This window comes from Caproiciproducens sp. NJN-50 (assembly GCF_004103755.1).
Lineage (GTDB): Bacteria > Bacillota > Clostridia > Oscillospirales > Acutalibacteraceae > Caproicibacter.
The window spans coordinates 472,655-485,263 of record NZ_CP035283.1 but is presented as its reverse complement, the minus strand read 5'-3'; the positions used below and the strand labels follow the sequence as shown (position 1 = coordinate 485,263).

General features: G+C 52.6%; 14 protein-coding genes. 7 read left to right on the top strand and 7 right to left on the bottom strand.

Annotated elements, in window-relative coordinates; translation table 11 throughout:
• Positions 1–36: 36 nt before the first annotated feature.
• The 7 genes from add (at position 37) to EQM14_RS02435 (ending at position 6,162) form a co-directional block, all read left to right on the top strand.
• On the top strand, positions 37–1,068 hold the full coding sequence (add, locus tag EQM14_RS02465; protein ID WP_128741460.1) for an adenosine deaminase: 1,032 nt from the start codon (positions 37–39) through the stop codon (positions 1,066–1,068).
• 387 nt (positions 1,069–1,455) lie between these two features.
• Positions 1,456–1,938, top strand: a complete 483-nt coding sequence (locus EQM14_RS02460) for a methylglyoxal synthase (RefSeq protein WP_128741459.1) — start codon at positions 1,456–1,458, stop codon at positions 1,936–1,938.
• Between the two features lie 19 nt (positions 1,939–1,957).
• Positions 1,958–2,191, top strand: coding sequence for an HPr family phosphocarrier protein (locus EQM14_RS02455; protein ID WP_128741458.1), 234 nt, complete (start codon positions 1,958–1,960; stop codon positions 2,189–2,191).
• 39 nt (positions 2,192–2,230) lie between these two features.
• Positions 2,231–2,512 (top strand): DUF503 domain-containing protein, encoded by a 282-nt coding sequence (locus tag EQM14_RS02450; protein WP_128741457.1) that lies wholly within the window; start codon positions 2,231–2,233, stop codon positions 2,510–2,512.
• 91 nt (positions 2,513–2,603) lie between these two features.
• A complete protein-coding gene (locus tag EQM14_RS02445) occupies positions 2,604–3,110 on the top strand; it encodes a GNAT family N-acetyltransferase (RefSeq protein ID WP_128741456.1) in 507 nt (168 codons plus the stop codon).
• Positions 3,111–3,316: 206 nt separating this feature from the next.
• A complete protein-coding gene (locus EQM14_RS02440; protein ID WP_128741455.1) occupies positions 3,317–4,390 on the top strand; it encodes an HD-GYP domain-containing protein in 1,074 nt (357 codons plus the stop codon).
• A 428-nt stretch (positions 4,391–4,818) separates the two neighbouring features.
• On the top strand, positions 4,819–6,162 hold the full coding sequence (locus EQM14_RS02435) for an ammonium transporter (RefSeq protein ID WP_243112590.1): 1,344 nt from the start codon (positions 4,819–4,821) through the stop codon (positions 6,160–6,162).
• A gap of 63 nt (positions 6,163–6,225) precedes the next feature.
• On the opposite strand, the gene EQM14_RS02430 is transcribed toward EQM14_RS02435, so the two are convergent.
• The 7 genes from EQM14_RS02430 to EQM14_RS02400 form a co-directional block, all read right to left on the bottom strand.
• Positions 6,226–6,666, bottom strand: coding sequence for a threonine/serine exporter family protein (locus EQM14_RS02430; protein ID WP_128741454.1), 441 nt, complete (start codon positions 6,664–6,666; stop codon positions 6,226–6,228).
• 3 nt (positions 6,667–6,669) lie between these two features.
• Positions 6,670–7,434: a threonine/serine exporter family protein gene (locus tag EQM14_RS02425; RefSeq protein WP_128741453.1), complete on the bottom strand. Its 765-nt coding sequence runs from the start codon at positions 7,432–7,434 to the stop codon at positions 6,670–6,672.
• Between the two features lie 135 nt (positions 7,435–7,569).
• On the bottom strand, positions 7,570–8,523 hold the full coding sequence (locus EQM14_RS02420) for an AEC family transporter (protein ID WP_164918924.1): 954 nt from the start codon (positions 8,521–8,523) through the stop codon (positions 7,570–7,572).
• Between the two features lie 215 nt (positions 8,524–8,738).
• Entirely contained in the window at positions 8,739–9,812 is a 1,074-nt protein-coding gene (locus EQM14_RS02415; RefSeq protein WP_128741451.1) for a mechanosensitive ion channel family protein, read from the bottom strand.
• Between the two features lie 39 nt (positions 9,813–9,851).
• Positions 9,852–9,947, bottom strand: a complete 96-nt coding sequence (locus tag EQM14_RS02410; RefSeq protein ID WP_128741450.1) for a methionine/alanine import family NSS transporter small subunit — start codon at positions 9,945–9,947, stop codon at positions 9,852–9,854.
• Positions 9,944–11,446 (bottom strand): sodium-dependent transporter, encoded by a 1,503-nt coding sequence (locus EQM14_RS02405; protein WP_128741449.1) that lies wholly within the window; start codon positions 11,444–11,446, stop codon positions 9,944–9,946. The genes EQM14_RS02410 and EQM14_RS02405 overlap by 4 nt, the downstream gene beginning before the upstream one ends.
• 150 nt (positions 11,447–11,596) lie before the next feature.
• Positions 11,597–12,577, bottom strand: coding sequence for a D-isomer specific 2-hydroxyacid dehydrogenase family protein (locus EQM14_RS02400; RefSeq protein WP_128741448.1), 981 nt, complete (start codon positions 12,575–12,577; stop codon positions 11,597–11,599).
• Positions 12,578–12,609 lie beyond the last annotated feature (32 nt).

The following is a 12,609-nucleotide window of genomic DNA, read 5'->3' as shown; positions in this document are numbered from 1 at the left end:
CGGCGCAAGGCGTTTTACAGAGAGCGGGTTTAAAAAATGCAAATGGATTATCATACCGTAAAAAATCTTCCCAAAGTGGAACTGCATTGTCATCTCGACGGCTCGGTAAGCCTGGCCGCATTGGAGTCAATTGCGGCGGAAGAAGGAAATCCCTTTCCCACGGATATTCGGAAATTTGCCGGTATGGTCCGGGTGCAGCCGGATTGCGGCAGTCTGGACGACTATTTAAAATGCTTCCAAAGCATTCTGCCGTATCTCCAGTCAAAATACGCTTTATCCCTGGCATCGTTCGATCTGATTCGTCAGGCGGCCGAAGAGAACGTCGTTTACATGGAAGTCAGATTTTCTCCCATAAGCTGCTGCCGAAGGGGTCTGAGCTGCGAAGAGGCCGTCGGGTCAGTCCTTGAGGGCCTAAAAAAGGGAGAGAAAATTTACGGGGTGAAAAGCCGTGCGCTTTTGTGCCTTATGCGCGGCGATACGGAAGAAAACAACCGTCTGGTAGTGGAAACAGCCCACGACATGAAATCGGAGGGAGTTGCCGGGATCGATTTGGCCGGAAGTGAAAGCAGCTTTCCGCCGGAGAATTACCGTTCTCTTGTTCGCCTTGCTCTTGATTATGGATTAAAGGCCACGATACACGCCGGAGAATGCGGCAGCGCGGAAAATGTGGAAACATCCGTTCAAATGGGGGCCAGCAGAATCGGGCACGGCATTGCCCTTCAAAAGGATACGGCTATAAGAAGACGATGCGCAAAAGCAAATATTATATTGGAAATGTGCCCTGTAAGCAATTTCCAGACCGGAGCTTCAACCGATTGGGGAGCATATCCGTTTGAACTGTTTTGGAAAGAACACGTGCCGATTTCCATCAGTACGGATAACCGGACCGTATCCAATACCAACCTGACCGAAGAATACATGCTGCTGGGTCAAAAATACCGATTTTTTGATTACAATACCATGCTGCAGCTGAATCTGACAGCCCTGGAACACGCATTTATCCCGGAGCGCGAAAAAGAAGAATTATCAGCAAAAATCAAAGGTGCATATCAAACTGATATTAAATAACGCGGAGCGGCCAAATATATTGCTTAGAACGGCTCCGAGGGGTCCCGGTCGGCTTTGCTTCGGATCAGTTTATATGAGCTTTCTCCTTATTAGAAATACTATAGGAGGTTCAAAACAGCAATATGTGACAGTAAAAATTTCGTTATGTCAAATATGGTTTTGCGGTAGCCAGCCGCGGATTGGGATGGAGAAATCCGGCGAAATTGTTCCAAGGATCGGAATCGTCGCAGCTGATTTGTCCGGAACGGAACGACGGACAAAATTTCTTGAAGAAAACGCGCAAAACAGGTATGATACGGCGTCAAAAGATATGGTATAATAAAAAAGCTATTTGAAGAAATCAAAAAATCAGATTCATAAAAAAACAAAACAGGATAGGGATAAAGAATGGATAACGAATTCGTCACTTTTACAATTGGTAAAAAGAAGACCATCGCTTTAATCGCCCATGATGGGAAAAAGCGGGAATTGATCGATTGGTGCTCAAAGAACAGGGAAACCCTAAAAAATCACAGTTTATGCGGGACCGGGACAACCGCCAGGCTGGTCGCAGAGACGACGGGGCTTCCGGTCAAAGGGTACAACAGCGGCCCCCTGGGAGGGGACCAGCAGGTCGGCGCTAAAATTGTGGAGGGCATCATCAATTTCGTGGTGTTTTTCTCCGATCCGCTGGAGGCACAGCCGCATGATCCCGACGTGAAAGCTCTTTTGAGAATTGCGCAGGTTTATGATATTCCCATCGCAAACAACAAAGCAACCGCCGACTTTATGATCCACTCCCCTTTGATGGATCAGGAGTACGAACACGAAGTGATCAACTTTAAGCAGAAAATTATCGATCGGGTCAATGACAGCCATTTAATGAAGTAAGAAAGTTTGGTATACACTGATGATTACTGTAAAAATACTGATTGACAGCATTGAAAAGGTGAAAAGGTTTTCTTCCATTATTTCCAGAGAAAACGCGGATTGCGAGCTGGTCGATGGAGTCCGCATTCTCGATGCGAGATCCGTAATGGGCATCTTCAGCCTGAACTTGACAAAGCCTGTCGAACTGAGGATTCATTCCGACGACAGGGAGATCCTAAAGAAAATTCAGGAGTTTATTGTGAAAGAGAATTGATTCTGTCCCCGCCGAAGACAGGCCAAAGGAGAACAGCGGATGATCATCGGAGCGGCGACCGTCAAACTTTACGCCCCATGGGTCCATTCTCTTAAACAGAAGCGCATGGTCGTGAAAAGCATCGTTGCAAAAGCGCGGAACAAATTCAATATTTCCATCTCCGAAACCGGAGAACAGGATACCTGCCAAACCATTTTCCTGGGAATTGCCTGCGCGGTTGGAACCGTCGCACAGGCGGACAGCATAATGGAGCATGTGATCCATTTTATTGAGGAAAACACCGAGGCTGAGATTTTGGATATCCAGCGCGAAATCAGATGACCTGATTCCGCGTCTGGAGCTGAGAACCGGTCTGCAATTTTTAATGGTTCCGCCGCGGGGACCATCCGTTTAAAAAAGGATGAAGCGTGAAATGGAATTCCGAAAATCCACAGAGTCCGATATAGAAGAGATCATGAGTATCATCCGGCAGGCACAAGCTTCTTTGAGAACGCTCGGGGTAAACCAGTGGCAGAACAACTATCCAAACGCCGGCAGTATCCGCAGCGATATCGGGCACGGGAGCAGTTACGTGCTGCTAAAAAATGAGAAAATTGCCGCAACCGCGGCAATTTCTTTTGACGGAGAAAAAACATACGACTCAATTTACGAAGGACAGTGGATCATGGATCAAGCCTATGCGGTGATTCACCGGATCGCTGTCGACGGCAAAAAAAAAGGGTTCGGTATCGGATCGGACATGATAAAATACGCCGAGCGGCTTTGCCTGGAAAAAGGCATATACAGCATCAGAGTGGACACGCACGAAAGGAACCTGCCCATGCGGAAGCTGCTTCAGAAAAATCGGTTTCAATACTGCGGGGTCATCTATCTGAGCGACGGCAGCGAAAGGATCGCTTTTGAGAAAACGCTGTGCTGAACAAAGCCCGCTGACCGCCGTCAGGCGGAAAACTTTCGCAGGAACTTCGCTTTGCGGTTCCTTCTTTGATTTAAATTTTCTTAAGAGTTTTACTCTGTCCCTATTGAAATATGGCTTAAAAAGGCTAATATATATAATAGGGTATTTTGGTATTTTATGCCGAAATGATACCGAAAACCGAAGTTATTGTTTGCGGGGGCAAATATATGAGATATATCCCCACACTTTGTCTGCGTGAAGGCATGGTGCTTGCAAGAGGTTTATATGGAACGGACGGCAGCCTTTTGCTGCAAGAGGGACAGTCGCTGAAGCAATCCTACATCGCACGAATCTCGATGAATGGTTTCCAGGGTGTTTATATTGACGATAAGCTGTCGGAAGAGATCGAAATCAAGAACGTCATTGATGACGAGCTGAGAAACTCTGCGGCCAAAGCGGTCAGGGATATCTTTGTCCAAAGCCTGACATCGACGGGGATCAGCCAGAACACGGCTGAAAACGCAAAAGCAATCGTTCACGGCATCGTGGAAGAGATCATAAAGAACAGAAATGTCATGGTCAATATGATTGACCTGAAGTCATACGATAATTATACTTATTATCATTCCGTCAACGTCGGCGTTCTTTCCATCGTCGTGGGCGTGGCGTTCGGCATGGACCCAAATTCTCTTTACAAACTTGGGCTGGGCGCTCTTCTGCACGATATCGGCAAGGTCTTTATCGATAAGAACATCATCGATAAACCGGGCCCTCTGACCCCGGAGGAATTTGCAACGGTTAAAAAGCATCCCGCTCTGGGTTACGAGTACCTCCGAAACGCGAACCTCGACCTGCCCATCTCCTCGCTCGTCGGCATTCGGCAGCATCATGAACGGTTGGATGGAAGCGGCTACCCGGATGGGATCTCCGGCAGGGAAATTCATCAGTTCAGCCGCATCATATCAATCGCGGATGTGTTTGACGCCATGACGTCGGACCGTCCCTACAGAGCGGCCATGATGCCTTCGGAAGTGATGGAATTCCTGATGGGCGGGGCGGGAAAGCTTTTCGACCTGGAGTTCGTATCGCTGTTCACGAGAAAAGTCGCCGCGTTTCCTCTGGGCACCTGCGTCCTGCTGAGCAACGGCCTTACCGCGATTGTTGTGGAAAACTACGAGGACTGCTGTCTGCGCCCAAAGGTCAAGGTCATACGCGGTGACAGTGCCGCCCCGCTTTACCTGGATCTTAAAAACAACAGGAAATTGTCAAATCTGACCATCGCCGGTGTGGTTAAAATCTGACGGCGGGACCTTTCCTTCATGGTTCGATGAGAATAAAGAAACCATGATAATGAATTTTATTTTAAAAATCCTGCATTTAGCAAAGGAAGATAATATTATATTCCTGAAAATTTGTACAGTTGTCAGAATTTCTTTCTGTAATTTTTATTTGACTCTACAAAATTTACGCATAATCTAGATTTAAACTTGCAAAACCGCGAGTCATGGGATATAATAAATCATCAGGTTAGCCCAAGTGAAAAACAGCACTGGACGTTGGCAGCCGTCCTGCATTCGACCAGATTCATATTATCCGCCGATCTCATTCGGCAGCATCGGCAAAGGCGCCGGACCTTAAAATGGTCCGGCGCCTTTCTGATTATGGTCGAAAATCCGCTTTTCAGTGCTGCATCCGGGCGATAAACCGCATCTATGAACGGAGGGTATTTATGAGTTGGGCTGTCATGCAAACTGGATTTCAGAATTTTCTTTTGACTGCGGTGAGCGCAGCGTCGCTTCCTTCAGAGCTTCTGTCCTCGATTAACACGGTATGGACTCTGATCTCCGCGTTTCTGGTGTTCTTCATGCAGGCCGGTTTTGCCATGCTGGAAGGCGGATCGACCCGTTCCAAAGGGATTGCCAATATCATGATGAAAAACCTGATGGACTTCTGCATCGGTTCCATCGTATTTTATTTCATCGGCTATGGCCTGATGTTCGGCCAAAGCGTCGGCGGACTGTTCGGAAGCTCCGGCTTTTTCGGTGCGATCGATCACGCCGGAATGACATCCGGCATTCCAACGGACGCCTTCATCCTGTGGGAAACCGTCTTCTGCGCCACGGCCGCGACGATTGTCTCCGGCGCCATGGCGGAGCGCACCAAATTTATCGCTTACTGCATATACAGCGCGGTAATCTCTCTGGTCATCTACCCGGTCGCGGGTCACTGGATCTGGGGCGGCGGCTGGCTGGCTCAGATTGGCTTCGAAGATTTTGCGGGCTCCACGGTCGTCCACTCCATCGGCGGATGGGCCGCTCTGGTCGGCGCCGCAATGCTTGGGCCCCGCATCGGGAAGTACTCCAAGGATGGCAAGCCCAACAGCATCCCCGGCCACAGCATCGCCCTTTCCGCCCTCGGCGTCTTTATCCTTTGGTTTGGCTGGTTCGGATTCAACCCCGGTTCCACCCTGTCGGCACTTGCGGTCGACGACAAGGGCGTCCTCAACATCCCTGCGATCGGAACAATCGCGATGACAACCAATATCGCCGCTGCGGCAGGCGCATGCTCCGCAATGATCTACACCTGGATCCGGCATAAAAAGCCGTCCGTCAGCATGTCTCTCAACGGGGCAATTGGCGGCTTGGTCGCAATTACCGCGGGCTGCGCTTATGTCAGCATCGAAGGAGCCCTCGTGATCGGGCTGCTGGCCGGCGTACTTGTGGTCGCTTCGATCGAATTCTATGAAAAAGTCCTGAAAATCGACGACCCGGCGGGCGCCATCAGCTGCCACTGCACCTGCGGCGTCTTCGGAACCTTGATGGTCGGACTGTTCGACACCGGCAAAGGGCTGTTTTACGGCGGCGGCGTCCGTCTGCTCGGCGTGCAGGCTCTCGGCGTTCTGTGTGTCGCCGCATGGGTCCTGGCAACCACTTTCGTGCTTTTCAAGGTTTTGAAATCGACCGTCGGCCTCCGCGTCAGTGCGGAAGAAGAGCTGGCCGGTCTGGACGTGTCCGAACATGCGGAAGAAGGCTATCCCGATTTCCAGCAGCTTGATACGATCCATATGGCTTGACCCCAGGATTGCAAAAAGCGACAGTGCCCCTTCAAAAGGGCGGCACTGTCGTTTTTGTCTTGCTCACCATTCGCGGTGCGTCCGAACAATGTGAATCAGGCGGACAACCGTGGAAACCAGCAAAACGCCCATCGCAAGAGCCCCCGCGATCCCCAGGGTGTGAAGGCCCGTGCTGATGAACATGGAATTATTGCCGATGACGCAGTATTCCATGGTGTAAAAAATGCCTCCTCCGGGGACTAAAGGCAGCAGCGCAACGATCTGAAATTCGGTGGCCGGCTTTTTTACAATGCGGGCCATGCTTTCGGAATAAGCCGCTGTCAGGACGGTCGCGGCAAAATATTGCATGATGTCGTTATGGAGCGGAAAGGAGAGAGAAAAGGTCAGCCAGCCGAGCAAACCGCCCAGGGAAGAGAAGATCAGCGTGCGCCCCCGGATGTTGAACAGGAAGCAGAAGGCAACGCACGCGCCGTAAGCCCACAGGCATTCCCAGAGGAGTTTCATCCCTTACACCCCCAAAAGCATGCGTGAGGCCGTGAGGGCAATGCCCGCGCCGATGGCGATGGCAGTCGCGACCAGAACGCTCTCGGTCAGGCGCAGGATTCCGGCCATCAGGTCGCCCGCGATGATGTCGCGCATGAAATCCGTGATGGCGATGCCCGGTACCAGGTTCATCAGGGACCCGATGATCATCTTGTCATAGCTCAGGTATACGTTAAAGCTCGCCGCCACGAGCGCGATCGCCGCAGCTATAAAGCTCGCCGCCACGTTGACAAAAAAGGAATTGACCCGAAACCTCTCCAGAAAGCGGGTGGTCAGCCGGATGGCGCTGCCGCAGAAAAGGGCAACCCCGGCGTCCGGCAGGGAACCCCCGTAAAACAGCGTAAAGGCCGACGCGATCAGCGCATAGGCGAGCGTCTGCATCGGGAACGAGAGGACCGGACGTTTTCCAATCCGGTCCAATTCGGCCCGGATTTCAGAAAACCGCGGCTTGTCGTTCCAGATATGGCGGCACAGCGCGTTCACCTGCTCCACGCGGTCCAGATTCACCGTCCGCTGCGGAACGCGCTTGATCCGGGTAATGGGTCTTCCGTCAGGGGTGCTGACGGTCACCTCGATCAATGTGGGAATGGTGAAAACTTCGCCGCTTTCGACTCCGTAGGCGCGGAAAATCCTCTGCATGGATTCCTCGGCGCGGTAGATCTCCCCGCCGTTGACAACCAGCAGATAACCGGTTTCCACCGCAGTATTGACCAGATCGCTGTAATTCATGGTTCAACCTCCGGTTTGATTGCAGATTTGGAATGTTTTCGCGGTTTGCCGCGTCGTCTGTTTAAATCTTTCTTCTGTATTTTTATCCCTTTCATGCCTTGAATATTCCCGGCCTCAAAAGATGTCTCCGCCGTATTACGCAATGACGGCAAAAGCTTTCAACATATAAATCCCGATAAAGATAACAAACATGGAACAGAAAGTGGTGCCAAGAATAATCTCTCCCGTCAGCACCTCGTCGGAGCGCATCTCACGGGCCAGCATGTAACTGTTGACGGCACTGGGCGAGGCGGACACGATAAAAGCCGCCGCCAGCTCATAGCCTCGGAATCCGAAAAAATAGGCAATCGGGACGATCACCAGCGGCGTAACCAGCACCTTCAGAACCGTGGCGGATATCACGTATCCGCGGTCCGAGAGGGCGGCCTTCATGGTCATCTGGGCCCCCAGGGTGATCAGGGCAAACGGCGTTGCCATATCGGACAGGGAACTCAGCAGCTTCAGAAGGAAAGAAGGCAGCGGAACCTGAAACTGCTGAAGAAGGATCGCGGCGGCAGCAGCCAGAATGATCGGATTTCTTACAATGCCGGCCACAGATCTCCAGAGCGAATCGGTCCGGTCCCGCTCTTCCGGGTCCAGCGCGCAGAGAATCAGCACGGCGGCGATGTTATTCGCCGGAACCAATACGGGCATCAGCATTGATATCGCGGCGGAGTGCTCCTTGCCAAAGGCCATCAGCGCCAAAGGAAACCCGAGCACGATCATATTCGGCTTAAAAACGCAGTGAATGAATGCGGAGGCTTTTTTCCTGTCCCGGATAAACTTTGGGACAAAGAGGCAAAGGACGAGGGCGGATGCCATACACCCTCCGGTCATAAATCCGATAAACTTCCAGTTAAAAAGAGAAGGGCCCTCGGTCTGATAAATGCTCAGGAATAAAAGAGCAGGCAAACCCGTTCTGAAATTGAGTTTGCTCGCCTCATCGACAAAATGCTCGCCGACCAGCCCGACTTTTCTGGCCAGCCAGCCGATCGCCACCAGCAAGAAGACGGGTGCGACCGTATTAAAGCTGAACACTAAACTTGACATCTGTTCGTCTCCCCGATTCCGCAGCGGTGGAAGCGGCGGCGAAACGCGAACCGCTCTCTTCTGCATAAGTATATTTGCAGCATGGGCTGTGTGCGGTATAGCATCAATCCCAAGCAGATTCAACCGACTGAAAAACGGGCCGTCCCCTTCGAGGCGGCCCGCCGGTCCCAAAGGGACCCATTCCGCAAGGACGGATCATTCCGCCTTTCTTCCTTTTACTCCTCCCGCTCCAAGCGAACGGTGCTGGCCGGAAGAGCGATTTCCGTCTTTTCTTCCTCGAGGATCCTCAGAATGCCGTAATGGATATCCTCCCGGACCTTCAGATGTTTCTGCCAATCGGTCGTCTTTGTGAAAAAATAAAGCATCAGGTCCAGGCTGCCTTTGCCGATCTCGCTAAAGGTGACGATCACGGTTTCCGGGTCGATCTCCTCGTTTGCAAGAAGCATGGCCCGGATCCGGTCCACGCAGGAGCGAATCTGCCCTTCCGTCGTGCCGAACCTCAGTCCGACCGTAAAGCTGACCTTCCGTTTTCCCATCCGGCTGTAATTGGCAACCGGCCGGTCGACCATTTTGGAATTGGGGACCGTAACGACAGCCTGTGAAAAGGTGCGGACCTTTACACTGCGGAAATTGATACTTTCGACGGTTCCCTCCACGTCGCCGGCCTGAATCCAGTCGCCGATCGCAAACGGGCGGTCCAGAAAGATGACCAGCCCCCCGAACAGGTTGGAAAGCATGTCCTGTGCGGCCAGGGCAAAGGCCAGGCCGCCGAGGCCCAGCCCCGCCAGCAGGCCGCTGATGCTGTAATTCCATTCCTGGGCGACGATCAGCAGCGCCAGGCAAAAAATCAGAAACCGGAGAATTTTGGAGAGAAACGGGAACAGGACGCCGTCGGTGTTCACATCGAGCTTTTTCAGCAGCAGCCCGCCGGCCAGCTCACGGCTGCTGCACAGGCGGCCGAATCCCCACGCCAGCAGCAGAATCAGAAGGCTGCGAAAACACTTGACCACAATTTCCCAGACGGCTCCGCTGTGAGGAACGGCCGGCGATATCCACAGCGCGCCGTACAGTCCCAACAGGCCGATCAGCGCACGGAGCGGCTTTTGAAAGCTGCATTCCAGCTCCACGGGCCATTTTTTCCCGGCATTCAGCCTCTTCACGGGCCGGAACATCCAATTGACCGCAGTGCCGCGGAGAAAATAAACGAATAAAAATACGGCCAGGGGGATTGCGAAATCCGCGACCCAGGCAATCTTTTTCCATTCGGCTACGATGTTCGGAAGAGACATGGAATCATCTCCTTTCCTCCGGCACAGACGGTCATCCGGTCAGGAATGACGAACAGCGTGGATTACGCTGGCTACGAGACCTCCCCAAATGACGCACACGGCAACGATCATCATCACAATTGCGGACGCACTCATTCTTTCTCCTCCTTTTTCAGTACGCTTTTCTCTTTCCAGGAAAGGCGCGGGATCAGCACGGCAAATACCAGCATCAGGATCACCATGCCCCAGCCGAAGACGGCGACAAAGTCCGCCGGATATCCGCCGTAGACAGTTTCAATGTTGGCGACCAGCGAGCTGAAGAGGATCACCACCAGCATGACGGGCGTGATCAGCCCCAGCGCGATTTTGAAATAGCCGCCGAGCCTGATCTGGGAATAGCGGTTCGCTTCCTCCATCAGAGGCTTCATCTGCCGGAAGACCCACAGGACCAAAACGATTTCAACGACCGCAGACGGAAGCACGCCGAACCCGTTGACGAAGTTGTCGACGACATCCAGCAGATACATCCCTCCGCGCGTCGTATACGCGACGGAGACCAGGGTGGCCAGGCCGCCGATGAGCAGAACGGAGCGGCGCCGGTCCCACCCGAATTTTTCCGACGCGGCGGAGATGCAGACCTCCAGTAGCGAGATCAGAGAGGTGATGCCCGCAATCAGCAGGCAGACAAAAAAAACGACGCCGAAGAACTGGGGGAAAGGAAGCTGGTTAATGATCTGGGGCAGCACGACAAACGCGAGGCCGATGCCGCCGGCGGCGAGGTCCTTGACCGCCACGCCGGAATTGTTCGCCATGAAGCCGAGCGCCGCAAAAATGCCGAAGCCCGCAAGCAGCTCAAAGCCCGAATTGGAGAACGCCGTGATAAAGGCATTGTTCGTGGTATCGGTCTTTTCCGGAAGATAGCTGCTGTAAGTGATCATAATCCCCATCGCAAGCGAGAGGCTGTAAAAAATCTGGGAATAGGCCGCCTTCCAGATTTCCGGATTCAGGATCTGGTCCCACTGCGGCTGGAAAAAAGCATTCAGGCCAAGCGCGGAGCCAGGAAGGGTGACCGCGCGGACCACAAAGATCAGGAAAAGAACCACAAGAGCCGGGATCGCGATTTTGCTGACGCTCTCAATGCCCTTTTTCACGCCGCGGTAAGAAATAGCCAGCGTGACGACCCAGATCACCAGCAGAGGGATCAGCGCTCTCCATTCAATCCCGCCCAGGTTTGTCACGGAAGCGCTTGGAAGAACATTCAGATAGGAGTTAAAAAGAAAAGATTTGGTATCCGTTCCCCAGGCCAGTGTGGCGGAAAACCCGATGTAGCTCAGAGCCCAGCCAAGAATGACGGCATAATAGGTCATGATGACAAAACTGATCGCAAACTGCCACCATCCGACAAATTCCATATGACGGTTGATCCGGAAGTAAGAAAGCGGTGCGGAGCCGCGGTATTTCTTGCCGATGATAAACTCCAGCGCGACAAAGGAAAGGCCTGTGGTCAGCAGCGCGAAAATGTACGGTATCAGGAAAGCCCCGCCGCCGTTTTTATAAGCGACATAAGGAAACCTCCAGATGTTTCCGAGCCCGATCGCCGAGCCGACCGCCGCAAGCACAAAACCCCATCTTGATCCCCATTGTTCTCGATCCATTTTTGTTCACCCTACCCTAATCAATTTTCCGTGCAGTTAAAAAACTTGCATCAAAAGATTATTATAGCACAAAAACTTCTTTAATTTAACAAAAATGAATCTATTTCTTTAAAAAATGCAAAAGATACCTTATTAAATAAATTTTTTGGATCAAATGATCTGCCAGGGAATTTCTTCCCCTTTGGAAAACAGGACACAACTCTTGACGGAATTCTCCGCCATATCCTTCACGGCCTGATTGGTATGAAACGCCATGTGCGGCGTCACCAGAACATTCGGGTATGATTTGAGCAGCGCGAGGCCGCGGTTGTCCAGAACCTTGGATTTCAGATCTTTGTAGTACAGATCTTCCTCCCCTTCCACCACGTCCAGCGCGGCTCCGCCGATCTTGCCGCTTTCCACAGCGTCCAGAAAATCCCCCGTATGGATCAGCGAGCCCCGCGCCGTGTTGACAAGAATGACGCCGTCCTTCATCTGCAGGATAGTGTCCCGGCGGATCATGTGGAAATTCTCCTCGGTCGCGGGCATGTGCAGGGTGATCAGGTCGCTCTGCCGCAGAAGCTCCGGCAGAGAAACATACCCGGCAATTTTTTTCACAGAATCGTTCGGGTGCAGGTCGTAGGCGAGGAGCCGGCAGCCGAAGCCGGTCAGGTTCTGCAGCACCGTCCTGCCGATGCGTCCGGTCCCAATCACGCCGACGGTCAGGTTGTGCATCTCCAGCCCCTGGAGGCCGCGCAGGGAATAATCCTGATTCGCGCTTCTGAGAAGGATGGCCTTGACCCTGCGGATCGCCATCAGCATCAGCATCACGGTGTAGTCCGCCACGCTGTTCGGCGAATAGCTGACGTTGCCGATATGCATCCCGAGCCTCTCGGCCGCTTTCAGGTCGATATGGTCGTACCCGATGCTGCGGGTTGAAATGAAGCGTACCCCGGCGTTATGGTAGATTTTCAGCAGCTCTTCGTCCATTGCCGTCGTGACGATGCTGATGCACTGGCTGCCCCCGGCCAGCGCGGCGGTTTCCGCCGTCGGGGGCTTTTTGGTCGGAAAAAGCTCGACACCGTATTTTCTCCGGAGCTCCTCCAAATATCCTTCTTCTTCCGAACTGCAGCTGTAAATTGTGATTTTCATTCCGATTCCCTTCCCGCTTGACATAAATGCAA